Source organism: Minwuia sp. IMCC3060, assembly GCF_029909435.1.
Lineage (GTDB): Bacteria > Pseudomonadota > Alphaproteobacteria > Minwuiales > Minwuiaceae > Minwuia.
This window is the reverse complement of sequence record NZ_CP123782.1, coordinates 2,867,091-2,891,570: the sequence shown is the minus strand read 5'-3', so window position 1 is coordinate 2,891,570 and position 24,480 is coordinate 2,867,091. Positions and strand designations below refer to the sequence as shown.

At 63.8% G+C, this 24,480-nt stretch carries 21 protein-coding genes and 1 tRNA gene; 13 read left to right on the top strand and 9 right to left on the bottom strand.

Going from position 1 to position 24,480, the window contains the following annotated elements:
- Position 1: 1 nt before the first annotated feature.
- Genes QGV54_RS13560 through galU form a run of 3 tightly spaced genes read right to left on the bottom strand, consistent with a single transcriptional unit; the run spans position 2 to position 3,620 of the window.
- Positions 2 to 1,384, bottom strand: coding sequence for a phosphomannomutase/phosphoglucomutase (locus tag QGV54_RS13560; protein ID WP_281016311.1), 1,383 nt, complete (start codon positions 1,382 to 1,384; stop codon positions 2 to 4).
- A 14-nt stretch (positions 1,385 to 1,398) separates the two neighbouring features.
- Positions 1,399 to 2,712, bottom strand: a complete 1,314-nt coding sequence (locus QGV54_RS13555; RefSeq protein ID WP_281016312.1) for a UDP-glucose/GDP-mannose dehydrogenase family protein — start codon at positions 2,710 to 2,712, stop codon at positions 1,399 to 1,401.
- A 29-nt stretch (positions 2,713 to 2,741) separates the two neighbouring features.
- Entirely contained in the window at positions 2,742 to 3,620 is an 879-nt protein-coding gene (gene galU, locus QGV54_RS13550; protein ID WP_281016313.1) for a UTP--glucose-1-phosphate uridylyltransferase GalU, read from the bottom strand.
- Between the two features lie 155 nt (positions 3,621 to 3,775).
- Between galU and QGV54_RS13545 the strand changes: the two genes are divergently transcribed.
- Both QGV54_RS13545 and QGV54_RS13540 read left to right on the top strand, forming a co-directional pair.
- Positions 3,776 to 3,862: transfer RNA gene (locus QGV54_RS13545), tRNA-Leu, on the top strand.
- Positions 3,863 to 4,129: 267 nt separating this feature from the next.
- The gene (locus QGV54_RS13540) at positions 4,130 to 5,479 is read left to right on the top strand and encodes an aminotransferase class I/II-fold pyridoxal phosphate-dependent enzyme (protein ID WP_281016314.1); all 1,350 of its coding nucleotides are present in this window, start codon (positions 4,130 to 4,132) and stop codon (positions 5,477 to 5,479) included.
- 90 nt (positions 5,480 to 5,569) lie between these two features.
- Here QGV54_RS13540 and htpG read toward each other — a convergent pair whose 3' ends face one another.
- From htpG to QGV54_RS13515, 5 genes are read right to left on the bottom strand one after another with little or no spacing between them, the layout of a single operon-like run.
- A complete protein-coding gene (gene htpG, locus QGV54_RS13535) occupies positions 5,570 to 7,468 on the bottom strand; it encodes a molecular chaperone HtpG (protein ID WP_281016315.1) in 1,899 nt (632 codons plus the stop codon).
- A gap of 3 nt (positions 7,469 to 7,471) precedes the next feature.
- Entirely contained in the window at positions 7,472 to 8,593 is a 1,122-nt protein-coding gene (locus QGV54_RS13530) for a DUF4340 domain-containing protein (RefSeq protein WP_281016316.1), read from the bottom strand.
- 3 nt (positions 8,594 to 8,596) lie between these two features.
- Positions 8,597 to 10,498, bottom strand: a complete 1,902-nt coding sequence (locus tag QGV54_RS13525) for a GldG family protein (protein WP_281016317.1) — start codon at positions 10,496 to 10,498, stop codon at positions 8,597 to 8,599.
- Between the two features lie 10 nt (positions 10,499 to 10,508).
- Positions 10,509 to 11,246 carry an ABC transporter permease subunit gene (locus QGV54_RS13520; RefSeq protein ID WP_348638757.1) on the bottom strand — a complete coding sequence of 246 codons (738 nt, stop codon included), beginning with the start codon at positions 11,244 to 11,246 and terminating at the stop codon, positions 10,509 to 10,511.
- Positions 11,247 to 11,249: 3 nt separating this feature from the next.
- On the bottom strand, positions 11,250 to 12,182 hold the full coding sequence (locus QGV54_RS13515) for an ABC transporter ATP-binding protein (protein ID WP_281019866.1): 933 nt from the start codon (positions 12,180 to 12,182) through the stop codon (positions 11,250 to 11,252).
- A 228-nt stretch (positions 12,183 to 12,410) separates the two neighbouring features.
- On the opposite strand from QGV54_RS13515, the gene QGV54_RS13510 reads away from it, so the two are divergent.
- On the top strand, positions 12,411 to 13,565 hold the full coding sequence (locus QGV54_RS13510) for a thiolase family protein (protein WP_281016319.1): 1,155 nt from the start codon (positions 12,411 to 12,413) through the stop codon (positions 13,563 to 13,565).
- Complete coding sequence (locus tag QGV54_RS13505; RefSeq protein ID WP_281016320.1) at positions 13,562 to 13,972, top strand: Zn-ribbon domain-containing OB-fold protein; 411 nt, start codon at positions 13,562 to 13,564, stop codon at positions 13,970 to 13,972. The genes QGV54_RS13510 and QGV54_RS13505 overlap by 4 nt, the downstream gene beginning before the upstream one ends.
- Before the next feature lie 39 nt (positions 13,973 to 14,011).
- On the opposite strand, the gene QGV54_RS13500 is transcribed toward QGV54_RS13505, so the two are convergent.
- On the bottom strand, positions 14,012 to 14,803 hold the full coding sequence (locus QGV54_RS13500) for a LuxR C-terminal-related transcriptional regulator (protein WP_281016321.1): 792 nt from the start codon (positions 14,801 to 14,803) through the stop codon (positions 14,012 to 14,014).
- Positions 14,804 to 15,004: 201 nt separating this feature from the next.
- On the opposite strand from QGV54_RS13500, the gene QGV54_RS13495 reads away from it, so the two are divergent.
- The 9 genes from QGV54_RS13495 to QGV54_RS13455 all read left to right on the top strand — a co-directional run bounded on the left by QGV54_RS13495 (position 15,005) and on the right by QGV54_RS13455 (position 24,478).
- Positions 15,005 to 16,171: an MFS transporter gene (locus tag QGV54_RS13495; protein ID WP_281016323.1), complete on the top strand. Its 1,167-nt coding sequence runs from the start codon at positions 15,005 to 15,007 to the stop codon at positions 16,169 to 16,171.
- 144 nt (positions 16,172 to 16,315) lie between these two features.
- A complete protein-coding gene (locus QGV54_RS13490; RefSeq protein WP_281016324.1) occupies positions 16,316 to 17,131 on the top strand; it encodes a class III extradiol ring-cleavage dioxygenase in 816 nt (271 codons plus the stop codon).
- 66 nt (positions 17,132 to 17,197) lie between these two features.
- Positions 17,198 to 17,695: a pyridoxamine 5'-phosphate oxidase family protein gene (locus QGV54_RS13485; protein WP_281016325.1), complete on the top strand. Its 498-nt coding sequence runs from the start codon at positions 17,198 to 17,200 to the stop codon at positions 17,693 to 17,695.
- Between the two features lie 513 nt (positions 17,696 to 18,208).
- The gene (locus QGV54_RS13480) at positions 18,209 to 19,054 is read left to right on the top strand and encodes a branched-chain amino acid ABC transporter permease (protein WP_348638787.1); all 846 of its coding nucleotides are present in this window, start codon (positions 18,209 to 18,211) and stop codon (positions 19,052 to 19,054) included.
- 1 nt (position 19,055) lies between these two features.
- Positions 19,056 to 20,294 carry a substrate-binding protein gene (locus QGV54_RS13475; RefSeq protein ID WP_281016327.1) on the top strand — a complete coding sequence of 413 codons (1,239 nt, stop codon included), beginning with the start codon at positions 19,056 to 19,058 and terminating at the stop codon, positions 20,292 to 20,294.
- A 98-nt stretch (positions 20,295 to 20,392) separates the two neighbouring features.
- Positions 20,393 to 21,508 carry a branched-chain amino acid ABC transporter permease gene (locus tag QGV54_RS13470; protein WP_281016328.1) on the top strand — a complete coding sequence of 372 codons (1,116 nt, stop codon included), beginning with the start codon at positions 20,393 to 20,395 and terminating at the stop codon, positions 21,506 to 21,508.
- Positions 21,501 to 22,241 (top strand): ABC transporter ATP-binding protein, encoded by a 741-nt coding sequence (locus QGV54_RS13465; protein ID WP_281016329.1) that lies wholly within the window; start codon positions 21,501 to 21,503, stop codon positions 22,239 to 22,241. The genes QGV54_RS13470 and QGV54_RS13465 overlap by 8 nt, the downstream gene beginning before the upstream one ends.
- A complete protein-coding gene (locus tag QGV54_RS13460; protein WP_281016330.1) occupies positions 22,234 to 22,932 on the top strand; it encodes an ABC transporter ATP-binding protein in 699 nt (232 codons plus the stop codon). Before QGV54_RS13465 ends, QGV54_RS13460 begins: the two co-directional genes overlap by 8 nt.
- 31 nt (positions 22,933 to 22,963) lie before the next feature.
- Positions 22,964 to 24,478, top strand: a complete 1,515-nt coding sequence (locus QGV54_RS13455; protein ID WP_281016331.1) for an amidase — start codon at positions 22,964 to 22,966, stop codon at positions 24,476 to 24,478.
- Positions 24,479 to 24,480: the final 2 nt, after the last annotated feature.

Here is a 24,480-nt window from a genome sequence, read left to right as displayed (position 1 = left end):
GTTACAGGTCCGCGGGAGCTTCCAGGCCGGAGGCTGTCAGCTGTTCGACCAGGGAGACCTTCAGACGCTCCAGCCCCTCTGCCGTTGTCGCCTCGCAGCGGGCAACCAGAACGGGTTGGGTGTTGGAGGCGCGCAGCAGCCACCAGCCGTCGTCGTTCATCACGCGGGCGCCGTCGATGTCGGAGAATGTGGTGCCGGCTGCCCGCAGACGGCCCACCACTTCCTCGATCACCGTGAACTTGCGTTCATCGGCACAGTCGAAGCGCAGCTCCGGCGTATTGAGCAGGGCCGGCATGGCCTTGCGCATCTCCGCCACCGACTGGTCGGCATTGGCCAGCATGTCCAGGAAGCGCACGCCCACATAGAGCGCATCGTCGAAGCCGTACCACTTGTCGGCATAGAAGATGTGGCCGGACATTTCCCCGGCCAGCGGGCATTTCAGCTCCGCCATCTTGGCCTTGATCAGGGAATGGCCGCTGCGGAACATCAGGGGCTCGCCACCGGCTTCCTGAATCCCGTCGAACAGGATCTGGCTCGACTTCACGTCGGCGATGATGGTTGCCCCGGGATGGTCCGCCAGCACGGCCCGCGCCAGCAGCAGCATGATCTGGTCGCCATAGAGCATCACGCCATCGCCGTCGACGACGCCGATCCGGTCCCCGTCCCCGTCGAAGCCGATACCGAAGTCGGCACCAATGCCGCGCACCGCGCTGGCCAGTTGCTCCATGTTGGCGGGCACTGTCGGATCGGGATGATGGTTGGGGAAGGTGCCGTCCACTTCCTCGCAGATCAGCATGTGCCGACCGGGCAGGCGACGCACCAGTTCATTGATCACTGCACCGGCAGCACCATTGCCGCAGTCCCAGACAACGGAGAATTCACGGCTGGAGCCATAGGCGGCCGCGACTGCTTCCGTGTAGGCATCCTTGATGTCGCGCCGGGTTTCCGCGCCTGCGCCGGTGGCGAAGTCACCGGCGGCGGCGATCTTGCCCAGTTCCAGGATGTCATCACCGAAGAACGCCTTGCCCGACAGCATCATCTTCAGGCCGTTCATGTCCGGCGGATTGTGCGAGCCGGTGACCATGATCCCCGCATCGGCCGGCAGGTGGTAGGTGGCGAAATAGAGCATCGGGGTCGGGCCGAGACCGATGTCGGTCACATCGCAGCCCGCGCTCCGCAGCCCCTCGCTCAGTGCCGCCGAAAGTGACGGTGAGCTCATGCGTCCGTCCCGTCCGATGGCCACATGGCGTCCCCCTTCACGCACCACGCGGGTGCCGAAGGCCGCGCCGAGGGCACGCGCATCGTCTTCGGTCAGGGTCTCGCCATAGGTGCCGCGCACGTCGTATTCGCGCAGCACGGTCGGATGGAACACATGGGCCTTCATCGTCCGGGTCTCCCTCAATCGACGGTCCTGCGACCGACGCTGACATAGCGCAGGCCGGCATTCCGCATCTCGTCCAGCGCATAGATGTTGCGCAGATCGACCAGCAGCGGTTCCGACAGCAGTCCCTTGACCCGATCAAGGTCCAACGCGCGATAGGCGTTCCATTCCGTCAGGATCGTCGCACCGTCCGCACCTTTCATCGCATCGTAGGCATCGTCGCACCAGGTGATGCCAGGCATCATCTTCGCGGCTTCTTCCATGCCCTCCGGGTCATGGGCACGCAGGCTGGCCCCGGCCTTCTGCAGCGCGGGCAGGATGTCCAGGCTGGGGCTTTCGCGCATGTCGTCCGTGTTCGGCTTGAAGGTCACGCCCAGCACGGCAATCGTCTTGCCTGCGACGTCGCCGCCAAAGGCATCGATGATCTTCTGCGCCATGGCCCGCTTGCGGTCCTCGTTGACCTGATCGACAGCCTCGATGATGCGCAGGGGACTGCCGTTCTGCTCCGCCGTCGCGATCAGGGCGCGAATGTCCTTGGGGAAGCAGGATCCGCCATAGCCTGGCCCGGCATGCAGGAACAGGTTGCCGATGCGCTTGTCCAGGCCGATGCCGCGCGCCACCGCCTGCACGTCACCGCCGACCTGCTCGCACAGGCTCGCGATTTCGTTGATGAAGGTGATCTTGGTCGCCAGGAAGCAGTTGGCCGCGTACTTGATCAGTTCCGATGTCTCCAGCGTGGTGAAGACCATCGGGGTCTCGTTCAGGAACAGCGGCCGATAGAGATCGCGCATGACCTGCTCCGCCTTCTCCGACTCGACGCCGCAGACGATCCGGTTGGGGCGCATGAAATCCTCGATCGCCGCGCCTTCGCGCAGGAATTCCGGGTTGGAGACGACGTCGAACCTGGCCGTCGGGTTGGCCTTGGCCAGGATCCGTTTCACTTCCGCGCCGGTGCCGACCGGGACCGTGGACTTGGTGACCACGACCGTATAGCCGGAGACCGCCCTGGCGACCTCTTCCGCCGCGCCGTAGACATAGCTGAGGTCGGCATCACCCGCGCCGCGGCGGCTGGGTGTGCCCACCGCGATGAACACCGCGTCAATATCCGCCAACGCTGAGTCCAGGTCGGTGGTGAACCGCAGCCGTCCCGCCTCCACATTGCGGGCGACAAGGTTGTCGAGGCCAGGTTCGAAGATCGGCATCACGCCGTCCAGCAGGCGCGCGATCTTGTCGGCGTCCTTGTCGACGCAGATCACGTCGTGGCCGAACTCGGAAAAGCAGGCACCGGAGACCAGGCCAACATAGCCCGTGCCGATCATTGCAACTTTCATGTGGATCTACCTTTCGGCGTACCTGGCGGTCAGAGCGTTTTTGCGAGGGCACGGATGTGGGCGGCAACGTCCGGACCCATATCCTCCCGCGCCAGTGCATAGGCGATGGTCGCCTGAATGAAACCGACCTTGTCGCCGCAGTCGTAGCGGACGCCTTCGAAGCGATGGCCGTGGAACGGCTGCTTGCCGATCAGCCGCGCCAGGGAGTCGGTCAGCTGGATCTCGTTGCCCGCGCCGGGGTCCTGGCTTTCGAGCAGGCCGAAGATCTCCGGCTGCAGGATATAGCGCCCGATGACGGCCATGGTGGAGGGGGCGACATCCGGCGCCGGTTTCTCGACCAGGCCCAGTACTTCGGCCAGATCGCCCGTAACCTTGCCGGGGGAGACGATGCCGTAGCGGTTGGTATGCTCCGGCGGGACATCCATGACGGCGATCATGTTGCCGCCGCGCCGGTCATGTGCCGTCACCATCTGCTGCAGGCAGGGGACGTCGGACAGGATCAGGTCATCGGCCAGCAGCACGGCGAAGGGTTCGTTGCCCACCAGGTTGCGCGCGCACCAGACTGCGTGACCCAGGCCCAGCGGCTCCTGCTGGCGGGTATAGGCGATGGTGCCTGCGCGCGGCAGGACGGAGGTGACGAGGTCAAGGATCTCCTCCTTGCCGCGGTCCTTCAGATTGGTCTGCAGTTCCCAGGAATGGTCGAAATGATCCTCGATGGCTGACTTGCCGCGACCGGTGACGAAGATGAATTCCTCGATCCCCGCCGCCTGCGCTTCCTCCACCGCATACTGGATCAGCGGCTTGTCGACGACGGGCAGCATCTCCTTCGGCAGCGACTTGGTTGCCGGCAGAAAGCGGGTGCCCATGCCTCCAACTGGAAATACTGCCTTGCGTACCCGCTTTGCCATGATCACTCCGGTCCCGTCGCCTGATTCGATACAACCACCCCGACGCGCGGTTTCTGCCATGGACCCGCAGCCAGAACAAGCTCTGGACAGTTCCCGGCGGTTCCGTCAGAACCGGATTGTGACCAGCGCATACCGCGCATCCGCTTGCCACATGGGGCCGCTTGCTGGAATTGGTAGACAGACCGGACTTAAAATCCGTTGGGCGTATGCCCGTGTGGGTTCAAGTCCCACAGCGGCCACCATCAATTCCTGTCTCACGCTCAACGCGCATCGCCCGTCCGCTGCGACGGGGCGGCGACCGATCACCGGGCCGCCGTCGCGGTCTGTTGGCAGGGAGGTCGACGTCTCTCCCTCCCTGCCCATCATCGCGGCACGCGCAGAATTTCCCGGTTAACGCGTCTTAACCATCTTGATTCACGGCATCTTAAATCCGGCACCGGCATTCTTTGCCCAGCAAGAATTGCCGCCGTCCCAGAAGGGGATGGTTGTTGGAGCCGAGGAGCCAGACAATGGACCGCGAGAATGCAATCCCACCCGAAGCCCTGACGGGCAGCCTGCGTGACTACCGCGAGATCAAGGGCGCAAACCTGCTTGGCCGGGTTGATCCGTTCTTCGAATGGCAGAACCTGCGTCGCCGCAACGCGCTCTGGCCCTATTCCCGTTCCACCGCCACCGCGCCGACGTCGTCATGCAGCGCGCTGGACGATACCGGCCATGCGCTGGAAGGTGTCAACTTCGCGTCCCAGGACTATCTCAGCCTGGCGTCCCACCCGGAAGTGAAGGCCGCCGCCATCGAGGCCGTGGAGCGCTATGGCGCGCACAGCGCCGGTTCCGCCGCGCTGCTTGGCAACACTACCGGGTCCCTGCGTCTGGAGCAGGAGATCTCCGATTTCACGGGCCGCGATCACACGGTCCTGTTCCCGACCGGCTGGTCCGCCGGTTTCGGTGCGATCCAGGGGCTGGTCCGCCCCGATGACCATGTCGTCATGGACGTTCTGGCCCATTCCTGCATGCAGCAGGGTGCCGCCGCGGCAACCCGCAACATTCACCTGCACGGCCATCTGAACCTGGACGGCGTGAAGCGGAAGCTGAAGCGCATTCGTGACCGTGATACGGTGAACGGCATCCTGGTGGTGACGGAAAGCCTGTTCTCCATGGACTCCGACACGCCGAAGCTCCGGGAACTGCAGGAGCTTTGCCGCGAATACAACGCCACGCTGCTGGTCGATGCCGCCCATGACCTGGGTTGCCTGGGCGAGGATGGTCGCGGTCAGCTTGGTCTGCAGAACATGCTGGATGATGTGGACATCATCGTCGGCAGCTTCTCCAAGACCTTCGCCTCCAACGGTGGCTTCGTCGTTGCCGGTTCCAGGTCGGTGAAGGAATACCTGAAGTACTACAGCGCGCCGCAGACCTTCTCCAACGCCCTGTCGCCGATGCAGTCGGCCGTGGTGCTGAAGGCCTTCGAGATCGTGCGCTCCGAGGAAGGCCGCAGGCTGCGCAAGTCCCTGATGGACAATACGCTGTATCTGCGGGAGCAACTGAAACGGGCCAAGTTCGATGCGACGGGTGACCCGTCCGCCATCGTGCCGGTGCATATCGGTGCCGAAGGACTGGCGCGCATCGCGGCGCAGGAGCTGCAGGCCCGCGGCGCGATCGTCAACCTGGTGGAATATCCGGCTGTTGCCCGCAACGGTGCCCGGTTCCGCCTGCAGGTCATGGCGCATCACTCGAAGGAAGAGATCGATGCACTGGTCAGCCGGATGCGCGCGTCCCTGGATGCGGCGGAGCCGCGTTTCGAACCCTACCGCCTGTCCGGCCAGCAGAAGATCATCGGTTCGGTCGCCAAGGTTGCCTGATCCGGACTTCGCGCCGATCAGCGCCTGAAACTGCGCGGCCCTCCCCCTGGCCAGGGGGAGGGCCGAACTGTTTCCGGGACCGTCCGCGGATCAGATCGCCCGGGACATGAAGTTCGCCATGCGCCTGCTGAAGGCCGCCGGATCGTCCAGCGGTTCGCCCTCGATGATGCGGGCCTGGTCGAACAGCAGCCGCGCCGCCTCCTCGATGTCCGCATTCAGGCCGTCCTCGCGCATGCGATCAACCAGGCGGATCACCAGCGCGTGGCGCGGATTGATCTCCAGCACCCTTTTCGATGCGGCGTCCACCTGCTTGTGTGCCTTCAGCATCCGCTCCAGCCGCATGTCCATGTCGTTGTCGTCGGCCACCAGGCAGACCGGGCTTTCGGCCAGCCGGTCGGAGGTGCGGACATCCTTCACCGCGTCGCCCAGCGTTTCCCTGAACGCCGCGATCAGGGTGGCCATGTCCCCCTCCTTCGGGGCTTCCGGCTTGTCCTGATCGTCGTCCGTTGATTCCGCGTCCTCGATCTTTGACAGGTCGGCACCGCCACGGGTGACGGACTTCAGCTGCTTGCCATCGAACTCGCCATGCGCCTGCAGCCAGAAATCATCGACCGCATCGGTCAGCAGCAACACCTCGATACCCTTCTTCCGGAAACCCTCCAGATGCGGGCTGCGGCGTGCGGCGGCCAGATCGTCGGCGGTGATGTAATAGATCGCTTCCTGTCCCGGCTTCATGCGCTCGACATAGCCGCTGAGACTGGTCAGCTCGTCGCCCGCGGTGCTGTCGAAGCGTGCCAGTTTCAGGATACGGGGGCCGACCTCGTGATCCTCGTAGATGCCTTCCTTCAGCACCGCGCCGAAGTTGCGCCAGAAGGTGGTGAAGCCCTCCGGGTCCTTCTCCGCCTTCTTCTCCAGTTCGCCCAGCACGCGCTTGACGATCTGGCCGCGCATGTGACGCAGCATCGGCTCGTTCTGCAGCATCTCGCGGCTGACGTTCAGGGGCAGGTCTTCGGAATCCACGATACCGCGCAGGAACCGCAGATAGCTGGGGGCCAGCCCCTCCGCCTCATCGGTGATGAAGACCCGCTTCACGTACAGCTTCACCCGGTGCTTGCGGTCCGGATGGAACAGGTCGAAAGGCTTCTCGGTCGGCACGAACAGCAACAGCGTGTACTCGACCTTGCCCTCGATCCGGCTGTGCAGAACGGTCCAGGGCTCGTCGAAGGCACCGCCGACATGGCGATAGAATTCGGTGTACTGCTGTTCGGTGATCTCCGACCTGGGGCGGGTCCAGAGGGCGGATGCCTTGTTGACGGGCTCGTTCTCCGCGTCCGCCTCATCGTCGCTGGCGGTGATGGTGATCGGCCAGGTGATGTGATCGGAATAGGTCTCGATGATCTGGCGCAGCCGCCAGGTCTCCAGGAATTCCTTCTGCTCGTCGCGGACCTTCAGTTCCACGGTGGTGCCGCGACCGTCACGCGCCGATTCCTCGATCGTGTATTCGCCCGTCCCGCCGGAAACCCAGGTGAAGGCGGTATCCGCACCGGCCCGGCGACTGGTGACCGAGACTTCCTCCGCCACCATGAAGGCGGAATAGAAGCCGACGCCGAACTGTCCGATGACCGACAGGTCCGGTCCCTTGCCATCCTTGCCCTGACCTTCGGCAAGCTGGTCCATGAAAGCGGTCGAGCCGGAGCGCGCGATGGTGCCCAGGTTCTCGATCATGTCGTCGCGATCCATGCCGACGCCATTGTCGGTGATCGACAGCGTGCCCTTGTCCTTGACGACATGCACGCCGATGCGGAAGTCGGTGTCCCCTTCGGTCAGCGCCGGTTCGGCAATGGCCAGATAGCGCAGCCGCTCACAGGCATCGGAGGCATTGGAGATCAGTTCCCTGAGGAAGATCTCCTTCTCCGAATAGAGCGAGTGGGTGACGATGTGCAGAAGCTTCGCAACCTCTGCCTGGAACTGATAGCTCTGGGCAGTCATGGGTCAGGAGTCCTCCTTGGGTTTGGTCAGGGTTTCCAGCGTCGGCGTGAAGTTCTCGGCGGTGAAGGACGGGAACAGGTAGGCCCAGCCGTCAACCTTCGCCGCCGCCGCACGTGCGCGGACTTCCTCATCCTCCGCAACGATCGGATCCGGTTCCTTGCCATCGATACCGACCGGAAGCTGCTCGATCAGGCTGGCATCGAACTGAACGTCGAAACGCAGCCAGAAGGCATCCGTATTGTCCACCTTCCGCCCGGCATCGAGGATGTCCACCGTGACGATCCAGCCGCTCTGCGTGGTGAAGGTCGCCCGTGTCGCGCCGGTGAAGTCCACCTCGGCCTCTGGGGCCACGTCGCGCGGTTTCAGGAACTCCAGCGCCCGGCCTGTTGCCGTCAGGCGGATTTCCTGTTCCTGCAGGCCTTCCGGCAGGTCGGTCACGTGGAAGTAGCCGTACTCGCTGCGGTTCAGTTCCAGCACCGGCATGTCGGGCCGGGCGACGCGGATGTCGGTCACGACATCCTTGGTGACCTTGAACAGTTCCCGGTCCAGCCAGTCGGTGGGGGCAGGTTTCAGGTTGAAGAAGCCCTCCGCCAGCCAGGTCTCGTTCTCGTCGGCGCGGCGGACATAGACTTTCGCCGGCTCGGTGGCATCGCCAAGCTGCTTGGTCTTGCCGAGGATGACCCCGGCCAGTTGGCTGCCGCCGGCATCGCTGGCAACGACCTTGATGGTCCTGGCGCTGCTGTCGACTTCCCCCTCCGGCAGCGGCTGCGGTTCTTCCAGGCCCAGCCGGTCAAACAGTTCGGGGTCGCTGGTCTTCGGCGCGATGATGGTGGCGCGCGACAGGGCAACCACCAGCCGCTTCACCTCGTCCGCGTCGGCCGGATAGCCGTTGCGCGCATCGTGATGCCAGTGACCGTCTGCGTCACGGCTCAGGCTCCAGGCGCCCTTTGGTGTCACGAACGCCAGCCTGGCGACGGCGTTGATCTGCTCGGCAAGCTCCGGGAACAGCGCCTGGCCGTATTCGCGGGCCGCGAGCCGGTCGGCCTTGCGGTCCAGCACGAAGGCTGCGGCGACGACGCTGGCAATGGTCAGCAACAGAAGGACGATCCAGGTGGTGCGGCGCATGGCTCAGCCCTCCTTCAGCATCTGGCTGCGACGCCGCCGACCGCGTCGCCAGAGCGCCAGTATCATGGCGATGACGAACACCAGTGCAGGCATGGCGCCAATGGTGATCACCTTGATGCGGTCCTGCAGTTCCTCGATATCCCGCCGCAGGTTGAGCTGCACGGCGCGCAGCTCGCGGCGGGTGTCCAGCACGTCCTTCTGGAACGATTCAATGGCCTTGGCCTCCTCGGTGGAGAGCAACTGGCCACCGCCTTCACCGGCGCGGTTCTGCAGTTCGGCAAGCTTCTTCTCGGTTTCCTTCAGACGGGCTTCCAGTTCCTGTTCCTGCTGCAGGTACTGCTGCTCCGCAGCGCGACGCAGTTCGGTGATCACGGTGAAGGGACGATCCCCTTCGCCCCGGCTGCGCAGCCCGATCAGGTCGCTGGAACCGGCGAGATTGTCGATGGCGTTGATCAGGAAGTTGGCATTGCCCGAGGTCTGCTGCGTCACCTCCTGCCCGAAGACCGCCTGGCGACTGGCCCAGTAGGTATCCTCGATGAAGTCCGCGTCCGTCACCAGGATCATGCTGACCGGTTCGGCGGAACGTTCGATATGCGGTGCATCGACACCTTCAGGCGCTGCATCGAAGGTCGAGTTCACGATGCCGCTCAGGCGGGCAGCGATGACGAACTGGCGGTCCTCCGACTGGAAGTCCGCCAGCAGCCCCTGCGGATCGGGGCGGAAGCGCAGCTTCGACGCCGGGATGCGCATGGCCTCGCGGGTGGTGGTGATCAGGGGCACGGCCTTCAGCGGGCTGTCCTCCGCGATCTCGATGTGCCCGACGGAGGGCAGCAGCAGCGGCAGGCTGAGGTCGGCGGTCACCGGGTCGTCGGCATTCAGCGCAGGCCCGGCCGCCTGGATCCAGGCCACATAGTCGATCAGTTGCCGCCGTCCGCGACCGATGTTCACACGCGTCGCCAGCGTGCGGTCCAGAACCAGTGTCTCCGGCTCCACCTGCACGCCCCAGGGGCCGAGCAGTTCGGGCAACAGGCTGGAATGCGGGTCCATCGGGTCCGGCGCACCGCCGGGGGAGGGCAGGCGGACACCGACCTCGGAAAACGGGTCGGCAAGGATCAGGGCCTTGCCGCCGCCCAGGATGAACTGGTCGATGGCATAGCGCTGGCGTTCCGTCAGGTTACGGGCGTGGGCCAGCATGATGACGTCGGTGTCAGGGGGAATCTCCTCCCACTGGCGCAGCGGAATATCGACGTCGAAGAATCCGCGCAGCGGCTCCGTGATCGCGTAGGGGCGGCTCTCGCCCCGCATTGCCGCCTGCACCCCGCCCGGTCCGAAATCCAGCGGGAAGGTCGTGATGACCATCAGCTTCGGCAGATCAGGGTTGGACAGGCCATAGACCATCCGGGTCAGGTCATATTCCAGGAAACGGCCCCGCTCCGGCTGGAAGAAGGGGATGGTTTCCTGATCGTCGGTCGTGTTCTGCCCGACCAGGCCGAAATAGAAGGTGTCGCCACCTGCACCCAGCGGCACCCCACTCAGGCCTGCATCGACAGCCGCGTCCTCGTCTTCCGAGAAGGGTTCCGGGTCGATCAGCTCCAGGCGGATGCGCCCGCCCGAGATGGAGCGGAATTCCTCCAGCATGCTCATGACCCGGTCCGCGTGGTTGCGGATCTCCGGTACCGACCCGGCAAGGGACGCCGAATAGTAGAGCTGCAGGGTAACGTCTTCCTCCAGCCCCGAGAGCACGTTGCGGGTGCCGTCGGAGAGGGTGTAGAGGCCGTTCTCGGTCAGGTCGAGGCGGCTGTTCTCCAGGCTGTCATCCGCCACGATGTTGACGGCGAAGAACAGGATGGCCAGCAGACCGATACCACTGAAGGCGATGAACTTGTATCTGTTGAGCTGATTCATGGTTCCGTCCTCAGCCCGCGAATTTCTTGTATTCGATGATGATCATGTTGGCGAACAGCCAGACCCCGATCAGGCTGGCGAAGAACACCAGGTCACGCAGGTCGATGACGCCGCCGATGATCGACTGGAAATGGGTGATGAAGCTGAAGCCCGCGATCTGGTCCACCAGCATTTCCGGTGCCCAGCCACTGACGAAGTCCAGCACGATGGGGGTGCCGGAGACCGTGAACAGGAAGCAGACGACCGTGGAGACGACGAAGGCGATCACCTGGTTCTGGGTCAGGGCCGACAGGCACGACGTGATGGCCAGGTATCCGCCGGCCATCAGCAGCGCACCGATATAGCTGGCGATGATGACGCCATGGTCGGGATCGCCGAGATAGCTGACGGTCAGCCAGAACGGGAAAGTCAGCGACAGTGCGATGCCGACGAAGGCCCAGGCCGCCAGGAACTTGCCCAGTACCGCAGCGGGCACCGAGATCGGCAGGGTCAGCAGCAGTTCGATGGTGCCGGTCTTGCGTTCCTCCGACCACAGCCGCATGCCGATTGCGGGGATCAGGAACAGGTACAGCCACGGCAGATAGGTGAAGAAGCTGAGCAGGTCGGCCTGCCCACGCTCGAAGAAGTTGCCGAGATAGAAGGCAAAGGCCGCCGTGGTCAGCAGGAAGATGACGATGAACACCCACGCGATGGGGGTGGCGAAATATCCGGCCAGCTCGCGGCGGAAAACGGTTGTCATGGCTCCCATGGCTCAGTTCCCCTGCGTGATGGTGCGGAAGACTTCGTCCATCCGGCCCGGATCGACATAGAAGGCTCCGATCTGCCAGCCACGTGCACTGGCCAGTTGCGAGACGCCATCCGTGACGGTGGCGCTGTCCTTCGGAAAGACCACGACACGGCGGTCGCCGTCCGGTTCGACACTGGCAACGCCCGGCACCCGGATCAGGTCGGCGCGAATGGTCTCGAAATCCGGCTGACCATCGCCCTTCAGTTCCAGCACGACCGCGTTGTGGAACCGCGACCGGCCCATCAGTTCTCCCGGCGTGCCATCGGCGACGACCCTGCCGTGGGCGATGATCATGGCCCGGCTGCAGACGGCGGAGACTTCCTCCAGGATATGGGTCGAGATGATGATGGCCTTCTCCGGTGCCAGTTCGCGGATCAGATCGCGCACCTGGAACTTCTGGTTCGGGTCCAGACCATCCGTCGGTTCGTCAAGGATCAGGATATCGGGGTCATGCAGCAGCGCCTGCGCCAGGCCGACGCGTCGCTTGAAGCCCTTCGACAGGGTCTCGATCGGCTGTTCCATCACCCGGCGGAGCTCGATCCGCTCCGTGATCGCCGCAATCCGCTCACGGCGCTGTTTCGCGCCCAGGCCCCGGATGCTGGCGATGAAGTTCAGGAATGCCGCAGGGGTCATGTCGGGATAGGCCGGTGCGCCCTCCGGTAGGTAACCGATGCGGGTCTTGGCCATGATCGGATTGGCCAGCGCATCGACCTGGTTGACCGTGACCGTTCCGGCGGTGGGACCCAGAAAGCCCGTGATCATCTTCATGGTGGTGGACTTGCCCGCACCATTGGGGCCGAGGAAGCCCAGCACTTCGCCGCGCTGCACCTCGAAACTTATCCCGTCCACGGCGGTGAAGTGACCGAACTGCTTCACCAGATTCCGAACTTCCAGCATGGCTGTCACGTCGGCACTGCTCCCCTGATCATGCGTTCTGTGCTCCCGCGCCCGGATCATGGACCCTGGACATGGTGCTTGCGCATCTGACTATTGTGGCCGGAGGAGGCCGGATCGTTTCTCGCCTCTGGCCGCGCCATGATCTAGTCGGCCCTGCCATGCGGTTCAAGGGTTTCAAGCCAAGTGTCCCACCATGTAGGCTGAGAAACCTGATGTCGGGGGGAGCAGATGGGTACTTCAAAGGCTGTAATCACGGGCGTGGCCAATACGGCCTGCGGCAAGCTGGAGGGATCCACCTGCCTTGGCCTGCATGCGCAGGTCGCGCGCGGCGCGGTTGCCGACGCGGGCCTGGATCTCGGCGATGTGGACGGGTTGCTCTGCGCCTACTCCTTCACCGAACCGCATCCGATGCTGGCCTCCGTCGTGGCGGAGTACCTGGGCATCCAGCCCGCCTATTCCGCTTGTGTCAGCGCGGGCGGGGCCACCGGCGGCCTGCAGGTCATGACCGCAAAGGCGCTGGTGGAAAGCGGCATGTGCCGCCATGTGCTCTGCCTGACCGGGGACAACCGGTTGAGCGGCATGGCACCGGGTGCCGCCGTTGCGGCGCTGGCCCAGTTCGGCCACGGACAGTTCGAGGTGCCCTATGGCATCACCATTCCCGCCGCCTATGCCATGGTGGCGCGGCGCTACATGCATGACACCGGGCTTACCGCATCGGACCTGGCGCACATTGCCGTGACTACCCGCAACCATGCCCGCCGTCACCCGGACGCCCAGATGCGCAAGCCGCTGAGCCATGACGACGTGATGGGCAGCCGGGTCATCGCCGACCCGCTGCGCCTGTTCGATTGCGCCCTGATTTCCGATGGTGCTGCCGGTATCCTGGTCTCTGCCGCGCCCACCGGGCACGGCGCGGAGGTGCGCATTGTCGGTGCGGGGCAGAAGAACACGCATGAGCATCTGATCTCCGCCCCCCGGGATATGCAGTCCTTCGGCTGCAAGTTCAGCGCCCGCGATGCCTTTGCCGAGGCCGGAATGACCACCGCCGACATCGACGTGGCGGAGATCTACGACAGTTTCACCATCACGCTGGCGATCGAACTGGAGTCCATCGGCTTCTTCCCCAAGGGGGCGGTGGGGGAGGCGGTTTCCGACGGTGCACTGGACCTGGGCGGCAGCCTGCCCTGCAACACCCACGGCGGGCTGCTGAGCTTCGGCCACTCCGGCGCGGCGGGCGGCGCGTTCCATGTGGTGGAGGCCGTGCGCCAGTTGCGCGGTGAGGCGGACGAACGTCAGGTGCCGGATGCGGCCCGTGCCTTCGTCCACGGTGACGGCGGAGTCCTGTCCGCCCATGTTTCCCTGATTCTGGAGCGGCAGTCATGACCGATCCCGCAAACGTCCTGCCATTGCCGACCCCCAACGCCGAGAGCCAGGCCTTCTGGGATGCCTGTACCGATGGCCGACTGACCTTCGCGCGCTGCACCGCCTGCGATGCCGTCCAGTTTCCGCCGCAGAAGAGCTGTACCGCCTGCGGTGGCGAGACCGGCGAAGCTTCGGAGGCTTCGGGGCAGGGAACGGTCTTCACCTTCACCATCAACCACCGCGCACCCGGTCCGGCCTTCGCGGAGCGCGCGCCCTATGTCATCGCCCTGATCGATCTGGCGGAGGGGCCACGGCTGATGATGAACGTGATCAACTGCGCGCCGGAGGATGTCACCATCGGCATGCCCGTCCGCATCTGCTTCGAGCCGCGCGGCGACATGGCACTGCCACAGGCTGAGCCTGCTTGAGACAAGGGCGAAGCCGCTGCAGCCTGACCGGAGCACGGATCATCCCCGGCTGGCGAGCATCCGGGCATTCTCGATCGCGATGACGCTCTGGTCGGCGAAGGCGCCGGCGATCTCCAGACTTCTCGGGTCGAAGGGGTGCACCCGCTGGCGGTAGATCGTGAACGCACCGATCAGCCGGTCCCGCGCAAGCATGGGAATGGCCGTGAATGACCTCGCGCCACCCAGATCGGCCGTGGCTTCGCGCAATGGATCACCCCGGCGGTAGATTTCCTCCCCGCGCACATCGGCGATATTGACGATGTCGCGACTGGCCACCAGGCGGCCCAGCCCCGTCTCCGCCGCGACCTGGAACGTTCCCTGACCGGTAAGCCACTCTTCGAATGCCGGGGGGATGCCCAGCATGTATTTCGACCGGAACCCCTGACCGGGGAAATATTCGAACAGCACGCCGAACTCGGCGTCACAAAGTTCAAGCGTATGGTGCAGGACGGCGGCGATGACCTTCTCCGGCTCACCATTGGAACTGCTGATGATTCTCAGCACTTCATGAAGCGCGCGTTCCCGGCGGATCGACTCCTCCAGACTGAGGGCAAGCTCCGAAATCAATGCGGCCTGTTCATCCCGGTCGGCCCGGACTGACGGCGCGCCGTTGAGGACCTTGTGCAGTTCCAGTTTCGACGATACGCCGAGCTTGCGATAGATCGCCGCCAGATGTGTGCGAACGGTCAACGGCGAGATGCTCAGCCGTTCCGCGATCCGGTGATAGGTATCGCCGCTGGCGTAGGCCTTTGCAATCTCCGCTTCGCGTGGACTCAGGCGTTCTTCCGGCACATGCAGTTCCCATCTCTCCGCAGTCTGGTCCCTGTCCCGGATGGAACGGGGACAACCATCGGAATGTAAGGCCATACAGCAGATGAACCACGGCAGATACAGCAGATGGTGCAGTCAGGTTACTGCAGTCGGTCGATTTCTGTCCTGCCCGCGATGCCATAGCGTCGGATGCTGGGTTCAGGGCGCGGAGGAGGAACGGAGATGGACAGGCGGTGGATTGTGCTGGCGGCGGTTTTCCTCGCCCGGACGTCGATGGGATACCAGTTCCAGTCGATTGGCAGCGTCGGGCCGTTCCTGATCTCCGAGCTGGCGATCGATCTGGCGGTTCTGGGGTCGCTGATCGGGGCCTACAAGTTGCCGGGACTGTTCCTCGCGATACCCAGCGGCATGCTGGGCCAGAGGTTTGGCGAAAAGTCCCTGCTGGTCCTCGGCATGCTGCTGATGGCCGTCGGTGGTGTCATGTCGGCGCGCTCGGGCTCCGTCGACGTGATGTATGTCGGCCGGATTCTCAGCGGCGTCGGTGCAGTGGCGTTCAACGTTCTCTCGTCAAAGATGATTGCCGACTGGTTTGCTGAACGGGAACTGACGGTCGCCATGTCGATCCATGTCAACAGCTGGCCCTTTGGCATCGCGCTTGGTCTGGCGACGCAGGCGGCATTCGCGGAGGCCTACTCCCTGAGTGGCATGCTGATGATGTCAGCCCTTTTCTGCGGCGCCGGTGTGCTTCTGCTTCTCTTCGGGGCCAGCAACCGGCAGGTGCCTGCTCCCGGCGGCTCGGCATCGCTGAAGTTCGGACTGGGCGGGAGGGAGTTTCTCCTCGTCTCGACAGCGGCAATGATCTGGATGCTGTTCAACGCCAACCTGATCGTTGTTGTCAGCTTTGCACCGGCCTACCTCGTTTCCCAGGGCTATGAAGCCATTGCCGCCGGGCAACTCGCGAGTACCGGCATCTGGATTGGCGTGGTCGCCGTGCCGCTGGGTGGCCTGATCGTGCAGAAATGGATCAATGGCGATCTGTTCATGGTGGCGATGTTCCTCGGGGGGGCCGCTGCCACGATGTCGCTCATCTTTCTGGACGACCGGCTCATCGCATTCATTGCCATCGGGCTGCTTGCCTGGTCTCCGGCGGGGGCGATCATTGCGGTTCCCGTGCAGATACTCTCTCCTGCGAACCGGGCCATGGGGATGGGCATCTTCTTCAGTTACTATTATCTGGGAATCGGCATTCTTCCGTCTGTTGCGGGCTATCTGGGTGACGTGACCGGGGACCCGGCCGCCCCGATCCTGTTCGCGACGGCGCTGCTGCTGCTGGCCCTCTGCAGCCTGATCACGCTGCGACTGCTTCAGCGCAGGACGCTGGTGACATGACGGCCGCCATGGCAGGAAAATGAACGGGCCGGTTCTGCCCATCGCGCGTCTGCTGTCCTATATCTACTCCGACACAGACCATTGCCGTGGACACGCAGACGATGACGAACCTGACCAGCCTCATCCAGGCAGGCACCTGAAGCGATGCACAGGATCCATTTCATTCCCCATGGCGGCGGTCCGCTGCCGCTGATGGGCGATCCGGCCCATGTGCCGCTGGTCGAGGCGCTGACGGCCCTTCGGCCCGGCCTGCAGGGGGCGAAGGCGATCATTGTCGTCACCGCGCACTGGGAGGCGGAGACCCCGTCCTTCAGCAGTTCAGCGGCCCCCGGGATGCTCTACGACTATTTCGGCTTCCCGGAGGAGACCTATCGCCTGAACTATCCCGCGCCCGGCGCGCCGGACCTTGCGGAGGCCGCAGCGGCTGCACTGCGCGTGGCGGGATTCACGCCCGCTCTCGACCCGGAACGCGGTTTCGACCATGGCACCTTCGTGCCGCTGATGCTGATGCGGCCGGAGGCCGACATTCCGGTGCTGCAGATGTCGTTGCTTTCGTCACTTGATCCGGCCCGGCACATCGCGATGGGCCAGGCGCTCGGTCCCCTGCTCGACGATGGGGTGGTGCTGCTGGGTTCCGGTTTCAGCTTCCACAACATGCAGGCGCTGGTCGGTCGGCTGTCGCCACAGCAGAGGGCAGGGGGGCAGCAGCTGGCCAGCGAGTTCCATGACTGGCTGGACAGCGTGATCTGCGATCCCGCCGCCGATGCTGCCGAACGGACCCACCGGCTCACTGCCTGGGCAGATGCCCCCGGTGCCCGCTTCTGCCAGCCCCGGGAGGAGCACCTGCTGCCGCTCCACGTCTGTTTCGGCGCCGCTCAGGCCGCAGGCCTGCCCGCCGCCACCCGCACCTTCGCCGAACCCTTGCTGGGATTCGAGGCGCGGGGCTATGGCTGGGGGTGAGCCGCAGTCTGTCACCAGGGGTGGCATGCCGGGCTTCCGGCGCAATTCTGAAGGGGAGAAGAGACCATGCCGAAGCTGACTGACGACGAGTTCCGGGAGTTCCTCGATGCGAAGGGCATCGTGATGAAGATCGCGGTGGTGCGTGAAGACGGCAGCCCGCTGGTGACGCCGCTGTGGTTCATCCATCGCGACGGGGCGATCTGGTTCACGCCGCGCGAGAAATCCGAGTGGTTCGCCTGCCTGCGCCGCGATCCCCGCGTCGCGCTCTGCATCGACGACCAGAACCTGCCCTATCGCAAGGTGCTGGTGGAGGGCGATGCGGAGCTGGTGCATGATCTGGGCGCCGACGATCTCTGGCGGGATCTCTATCGCGACATGGCGGCGCGCTATGTCGGGCGGCGCGGTGCCAACGAATATGTCGACAATACCATCGACCAGCCACGCGGCCTGTTCCGCGTGGTGCTGGCGGGCGCGAAGGTGAAGAGCTGGCGCCTGCCGCTGGAGGACGAACCGCAGATGGGCATCTGGGCGGACCGCTACTACAAGCCGGGCACCAGTTTCTGAGGTCTGTACGTCAGCCCGGATTTCCGCAGGCGAGCGGTGACGCTTGTCTCATGCCATGCCGGAAGTTCACCGCCCTGTTCGGTCACCGCGCCTTCGTCTGCGTGGCGATACAGGCAGTGATCCCGACACCCCAAAGGAAACCTGTTTGACCGAACAGGCGCTGTGAGGCGCAGCTCTTCGGCGCACTCAATGCTGCTTCGGGTGTCTGGCGAAGTTGTCCAGATGCGTACAAATGATTGCCAATTCTTTGGATTGCTCAATTATTCCGCAGGTGTTGATTTTTTCTGATTAAGATGTCGTCAGAAAATGCGCAGCGAAGACGGCCAACAACAGGAGGTATCTCGGGAAATCCACGTTTCAGGGTGGTGATTTGCTTGTGGCATACATGTTGCCTATCCCCCCGACGTGGCCCGTTTCCAGGGGTTCAGTTGGGTCATCATTTTGCCAGGGGGGAACATTCACTTGGACGTAGCCGTCAAGCTGATCTTCGATGTTCTGGCTTTCTCGTCCATCATGGTGCTTGTGGTGCTGGGACTGGCCGTGATTGCCAGCATGATGGGCATCTTCAATCTTGGTCACGGCGAGTTCGTCCTGCTGGGTGCCTATACGGTCTACATCTTTCGCGAGATGGGCCTCCCCGAATGGACCGGCATGCTCGCCGCGCCTTTCCTGGTGGCGATCGCCGGCCTGGTCATCGAGATCGCCTTCATCAGAAGGCTCTACGCCTCCCCTGTGATCGCCATGCTGGCGACCTTTGCCATTGGTTTGATCATCCGTGAACTGATCCGTGTGCTGATCGGCGGCCAGTACTACGCCATCGACGAGCCGGTTCCGGGATCGGTCTCGCTGCTGGGGGTCGATGTTTCGGCCTGGCGCGCGATCATCATCTTCCTGACCGGTGCGCTGATGGTGGCCTGTTTCCTTTTCCTCACACGGACGTCGTTCGGGCTGCAGATCCGCGGTGCGCTGGAGAACCCCGGTCTGGCGCGCGCGTCAGGCGTCTCCACGACCCGCCTCTACGCCTTCACCTTCGCGTTCGGGGCCGCGCTGGCCGGACTGGCCGGTGCCCTGATGGTGCCGCTCTTCTCACTGTCGGCCGATCTGGGTGTGCGCTTTCTGGTGCAGGCGTTCCTGTCGGTCATGCTGGGCGGTGTCGGCACCTTCGAGGGGCCGATCCTGGGCAGTGCCGTGATCGGCGCCATGGTCCCCGGCTTCCAGTGGCTGCGTGAAATCCCCCTGTTCGGGATCATGGTCGGCGACCTGATCCAGCCCATCGTGGCTGAGGTGCTCGTCTTCATCGTCGCCCTGGTCATCGTCAAGTTCCGGCCGGATGGCTTCATCACAAAAGGGAGAATCTAGAATGGCGAACAAGCATTCAAATGGCGGGGGCGGCATCAGTCGCCGGTCCCTGCTGCGCGGCGCGGGGGCGCTGACTGCGGCAGGCTGGGTGGCCGGCTTTTCCGGTGGCTGGATCCTGCGCCCGAGCCGGGCGTTCGGGGCGGCACCGATCAAGTTCGGCGTCGCGACGGACATTACCGGCGCAATTGCTCCGTCGGGCAATTCCAACTGGCAGGTCATCCAGCTGGCGGCGAAGAAGATCAACGATGCAGGCGGCATCGGTGGCCGTCCGATCGAACTCTATCTGGAAGATACCGCATCGGACCCCAAGGTTGCTGTGGGCAACGTCCTGAAGCTGATCCAGCAGCACAAGGTCGATGTCGTCGTGGGCGGCATCACCTCCGCCATGCGGGAAGCGATCAAGAACCCGATCGTGCGCCGCGGCAAGACGCTGTACCTCTATCCGCAGCTCTACGAAGGTCAGGAATGCACCGAGCATCTTTACTGCACGGGCCCGACCCCGGCACAGCAGTGTGACGAACTGATCCCCTACCTGATGAACACCCTCGGCAAGAAGCGATTCGCCATGCCTTCGGCGAACTACCGGTGGCCGCAGCTGCTCAACAAGTATGCCCGTGCCCTGATCGAGAAGAACGGCGGCGAGGTCGTGTTCGAGGAATATTACCCGCTGGATCAGCTCGAGTACTCGGCGACCGTCGCCAAGATCAAGAGCGAGGGCGTGGACTGCGTGTTCAACACGGTTATCCCGCCGGGTCTGCAGGCATTCACCAAGCAGCTCTACGAGTCCGGCTTCCAGAAGGACGGGGGCGCACATACCTGCGTCTATTTCGACGAGAACAGCGTGAACTACGTGCCTGAGCGCGAGCTTGAGGGTGTCTTCACCTGCCTCGACTATTTCCACACGGTGGACGATCCGGTCGGCGCGCAACTGCAGAAGGAATACGCCGAGATGTTCCCGGGCACGAAGTACCTGTTCACCGCAGGATCGGCGGCCACCGGCGCCTACCGTGCCGTCAAGTTCTATGAGGCAGCGGTGAAGAAGACAGGCGGCGACCTGAGCCGGGAAGCGGTGTCTGCGGCGATCGATGATGTTGCCATCACCGATGTGCCTGGCGGCGATTCCCGCATGGTTCCGGGTACCGGTCACTGTGCGCTGAACATGTACGTCGCGCAGGCCAAGGGCGGCTCATACGAGATCCTGAGTTCAGCCAACATGGTTGCGCCGCAGGAATGCGGCTGACCTGAGCGTGGTGCCCCGGTCTGCACGGCGCAGGCCGGGGCCTTCACGATCCGACGCGCCTTCCCGCAACACGGCATTCGCCTGGAGATGAGACCAAGATGACGGAAACGACCGCCAACCTCGCGGACGACAAGGCAGGCGGCAAGCGACGCCTGCCCCTTTCGGTGCTGCCCATCATCGAACTCGCGATGCTGGCGCTTCTGCTGCTCTATCCGATCCTCATCACCTATCTGACTGCCGAGGGCGAGACGCTCGACTTCAACAACTACTTCGTGGTCCGTGTGACCTCGATCATCCTGCTGGCCATGCTGGCAGTCAGTTTCGACCTGTGCTGGGGCTATTCCGGGATCATGAGTTTCGGGCAGGCCCTGTTCTTCGGCATCGGCGGCTATTTCGTGGCCAAGCTGTCCGAGGAAACCGGAACGACCTCACTGCTGGTCATTGTCCCCGCCGGCATGCTGGTCGGCCTGCTCTCGGCGCTGTTCGTCGGCTGGTTCCTGCTGATCAGCAAGAGGACGCCAACCATCATCTTCGTCGCCCTGGGCACGCTGACCGCCTCGTTCGCCGCCGAGCGGCTGGTCGCGGGCTGGCAATGGGTCGGCGCCGGGAACGGCATGTCGATCTGGGATTTCGCGACAATCTTCGGGACAGAGCTGGAGCCGGGTATCGGCTTCTATTATCTGGCCGTCGCCTTCCTGCTGATCGCCTATCTGGCGAGCCGCTATCTGGTGCGTTCGCAGTTCGGTCTGGCTCTGGCCGGCATCCGCCAGAACGAGCACCGCCTGGCGTTCCTGGGGTACCGGCTGCAGGCCTTCAAGCTGATCGTGTTTTCCTTCGCCGGTCTGATCGCGGGCTGGGCCGGTGCGATCTATGCCTTTCATGAGGGCTTCGTCGGTCCGTCCACCGTCGGTGTGACGACATCGACCTATGCCGTGCTCTACGGCCTGTTCGGTGGTGTCGGTACCCTGATCGGTCCGGTGATCGGGGCAGGCGTCATCGAGGGCCTGACCGTTATTCTCTCGGACAATGAGACGCTGAAAGCCTATTGGCCCATCGCGCTCGGCGCCGTGATGCTGGTCGTCGTGGCCTATCAGCCGACCGGACTGGTGGGACTGCTGGTCAGCCAGCGCGAACGCTTCGGATCCTTCGGCGTCCGGCAGGGCGGGAAATCATCCGGGACCGATGACACCGGAAAGGCAACCGGCAATGACTGAGCCGCTACTGAAAGTCAGCGGACTCGGCAAGGTCTTCGGGACGCTGCGCGCGCTGAACGGTGTCGATGTCGCCGTCCACGCCAATACCTTCCATGGCCTGATCGGCCCCAATGGGTCCGGCAAGAGCACCCTGCTGAAGGCCATCGCGGGTGACCATTTCGCGGACGAAGGTGAGGTCAGTTTCGCCGGCGAAGACGTGACCACCATGTCACCCGCCGAACGGTCCCGACGCGGCCTCAGCCTGAAGTTCCAGATCACCGCGATCCTTCCTGAACTGACCGTCTACGACAATCTGCTGCTGGCCCTGCAGGCGCATCAGTCCCTGTGGGGGCTGTTGCTGTCCAGGTCGCGCCAACGCCTGGACGCGGAGGTCATGGACATGCTGGCGCAGTTCCGGCTCACCGGAAAGGCGCATTCACTGGCTGGCGAGATGAGTCACGGAGAGCAGCAATGGCTGGAGATCGCGATGGCGCTGGCGCTGAAGCCGAAACTGCTTCTGCTCGACGAACCGACCGGCGGGATGAGCCCGGAGGAACGTCGCGTGACCGGCGAACTGCTGGAACCGATCCGGGATTACTGCGCGCTGGTGATCGTCGAGCACGATCTCGATTTCATCAAGGATATCTGTGACAACCTGACCGTGCTGGACCAGGGACAGGTGCTGGATGACGGCACGGTTGCCGAGATCGAGGGATCGACCAAGGTTCAGGAGGTCTACACAACCCGTGTCTGACAAGATTCTCGACGTGAAGAACCTGAACAGCGGCTATGGCCACAGCCAGGTGATCTTCGACCTGTCCATGTCCGCGCCACGTACCGGCTGCGTCGCGATCCTGGGAAGGAACGGTGCCGGAAAGACGACCCTGCTGAAGACACTGGCAGGCGAGTTGAAGGCAATGTCCGGCGACATCGATTTTGACGGCATGGCTGCGGCAGGAGTCGGTACCGAGAAGCGTGTGCGCCACGGCATGGGTTACGTGCCGCAGGAACACGCGGTCTTCGCCAAACTGTCGGTGCAGGACAATCTGAATCTCGGCGCGGTCACGCAGAAGGACAAGTCGGGCATCGACAAGGTGCTGGATTTCTTCCCCAAGCTGTCCCAGCGCCTGTCCCAGCCTGCCGGCACCCTGTCCGGGGGCGAGCGGAAGATGCTTGCCATCGGGCGCGCGCTGCTGAGCAAGCCCACCATGCTGATGCTGGACGAGCCGACCGAAGGCGTCTGGATCGGCGTGATCGAGGAAATCGCGGAGCGGCTGGCCGCGCTGTCGCGCGAGATCAGTGTCATCATCGTGGAACAGCACCTGGAACTGGCCCTTCGGGTCGCCGACTACGTGTACGTGATGGAGCGCGGCCAGATCCCGCTGGAAGGGGAAGCGGAGGCCATCCGCAACGATCCCGCGCTGCTCCGTTATCTCGCCCCCTGATCACAGGAAACCTCCGAGGAGACACATTGTCATGGCTGTAAGCACACTCACCCCCCAGCAGGTCCGCGACGCAGCGGACGAAATGGGACTTTCGCTGACCGATGCGGACGTCGAGTCCTACATTGGCCTGCTGCAGTCCAACATCGACGCCTACAACGTGGTCGATTCGCTGCCGGACTATCTGCCGGAAGTGAAATACCCCCGCACGCCCGGCTACCGCCCCGCGCCGGAGGACAATCCGTACAATGCCTGGTACGTCAAATCGACGGTCGAGGGCGCCCCGGACGGCAAGCTGAAGGGCAAGACTGTCGTGCTGAAGGACAATGTCATGCTGGCCGGTGTGCCCATGATGAACGGGGCGGCGACGATGGAGGGCTATATCCCCAACGTCGATGCGGAGATCGTCACCCGTATGCTGGACGAAGGCGCGATCATTCTGGGCAAGTCACACTGCGAGAACTTCTGTCTCTCCGGCGGCAGCCACACCAACGCGACCGGTCCGGTCCACAACCCGGTGAAGATGGGCTATTCGGCGGGCGGCTCCTCGTCGGGCAGCGCGACGCTGGTCGGTCTGGGCGAAGTCGACATGGCCGTCGGTGGCGACCAGGGCGGCTCGATCCGCATGCCCGCCGCCTATTCCGGCGTCTACGGCATGAAACCGACCCACGGACTGGTGCCCTATACCGGCATCATGCCCATCGAGATCTATGTCGATCACACAGGCCCCATAACCGCCAGTGTCAAGGACAACGCCCTGATGCTGGAAGTCATGGCGGGCAGCGACGGCATTGATCCGCGCCAGTTCGACGTCGAGACCCACCCCTATTCCGAGATGCTGGAAGGTGGCGTCGCGGGCATGAAGATCGCAATCGTGAAGGAAGGCTTCGCCCAGGAGAACGCTGAAGCCGACGTGAATGCCGCCAACATGCATGCCGCCGAGATCTACCGGAAGATGGGTGCGACGGTGGAAGAGGTCTCCATCCCCTGGCATCTGCTCGGCCCGGCAATCTGGATGCCCATCGGGGTCGAGGGCCTGACGCAGACCATGATGTATGGCGACGGCTATGGCGTCAGCCGTCAGGACTTGTATGTCACCAGCCTGATGGATTTCCATCGCAACTGGCGCCAGCGCGCGGACGAGATGTCCGAAACGACCAAGCTGCTCACACTGCTGGGCACGCACATCCGCAAGAACTATGGCAGCCGCTACTACGGCAAGGCCATGAACCTGTCGCGGCAACTGAAGGCAGCCTATGATAAGGTACTGGCCGAGTATGACCTGCTGCTGATGCCGACGGTGCCGCTGAAGGCGACCAAGTTGCCCGCACCCGATGCAACCCGTGAGGAATATATCCAGTGCGCGTTCGAGATGATCTCCAACACCTCACCGTTCGACATCACGCATCATCCGGCAATGGCAGTGCCTTGCGGCATGGGCGACGGTCTGCCGATCTCCATGATGCTGGTGGGCAAGCGCTATGACGAGGCCACGATCTACAAGGCCGCCTATGCTTTCGAACAGGCGGAGGACTGGAAGACGCTGTAGGG

Bases quoted from the DNA above. Each gene is read 5' to 3' on its own strand.
- QGV54_RS13560 (WP_281016311.1), bottom strand. From the start codon at position 1,384: ATGAAGGCCCATGTGTTCCATCCGACCGTGCTGCGCGAATACGACGTG.
- QGV54_RS13555 (WP_281016312.1), bottom strand. From the start codon at position 2,712: ATGAAAGTTGCAATGATCGGCACGGGCTATGTTGGCCTGGTCTCCGGT.
- galU (WP_281016313.1), bottom strand. From the start codon at position 3,620: ATGGCAAAGCGGGTACGCAAGGCAGTATTTCCAGTTGGAGGCATGGGC.
- QGV54_RS13540 (WP_281016314.1), top strand. From the start codon at position 4,130: ATGGACCGCGAGAATGCAATCCCACCCGAAGCCCTGACGGGCAGCCTG.
- htpG (WP_281016315.1), bottom strand. From the start codon at position 7,468: ATGACTGCCCAGAGCTATCAGTTCCAGGCAGAGGTTGCGAAGCTTCTG.
- QGV54_RS13530 (WP_281016316.1), bottom strand. From the start codon at position 8,593: ATGCGCCGCACCACCTGGATCGTCCTTCTGTTGCTGACCATTGCCAGC.
- QGV54_RS13525 (WP_281016317.1), bottom strand. From the start codon at position 10,498: ATGAATCAGCTCAACAGATACAAGTTCATCGCCTTCAGTGGTATCGGT.
- QGV54_RS13520 (WP_348638757.1), bottom strand. From the start codon at position 11,246: ATGGGAGCCATGACAACCGTTTTCCGCCGCGAGCTGGCCGGATATTTC.
- QGV54_RS13515 (WP_281019866.1), bottom strand. From the start codon at position 12,182: ATGCTGGAAGTTCGGAATCTGGTGAAGCAGTTCGGTCACTTCACCGCC.
- QGV54_RS13510 (WP_281016319.1), top strand. From the start codon at position 12,411: ATGGGTACTTCAAAGGCTGTAATCACGGGCGTGGCCAATACGGCCTGC.
- QGV54_RS13505 (WP_281016320.1), top strand. From the start codon at position 13,562: ATGACCGATCCCGCAAACGTCCTGCCATTGCCGACCCCCAACGCCGAG.
- QGV54_RS13495 (WP_281016323.1), top strand. From the start codon at position 15,005: ATGGACAGGCGGTGGATTGTGCTGGCGGCGGTTTTCCTCGCCCGGACG.
- QGV54_RS13490 (WP_281016324.1), top strand. From the start codon at position 16,316: ATGCACAGGATCCATTTCATTCCCCATGGCGGCGGTCCGCTGCCGCTG.
- QGV54_RS13485 (WP_281016325.1), top strand. From the start codon at position 17,198: ATGCCGAAGCTGACTGACGACGAGTTCCGGGAGTTCCTCGATGCGAAG.
- QGV54_RS13480 (WP_348638787.1), top strand. From the start codon at position 18,209: ATGGTGCTTGTGGTGCTGGGACTGGCCGTGATTGCCAGCATGATGGGC.
- QGV54_RS13475 (WP_281016327.1), top strand. From the start codon at position 19,056: ATGGCGAACAAGCATTCAAATGGCGGGGGCGGCATCAGTCGCCGGTCC.
- QGV54_RS13470 (WP_281016328.1), top strand. From the start codon at position 20,393: ATGACGGAAACGACCGCCAACCTCGCGGACGACAAGGCAGGCGGCAAG.
- QGV54_RS13465 (WP_281016329.1), top strand. From the start codon at position 21,501: ATGACTGAGCCGCTACTGAAAGTCAGCGGACTCGGCAAGGTCTTCGGG.
- QGV54_RS13455 (WP_281016331.1), top strand. From the start codon at position 22,964: ATGGCTGTAAGCACACTCACCCCCCAGCAGGTCCGCGACGCAGCGGAC.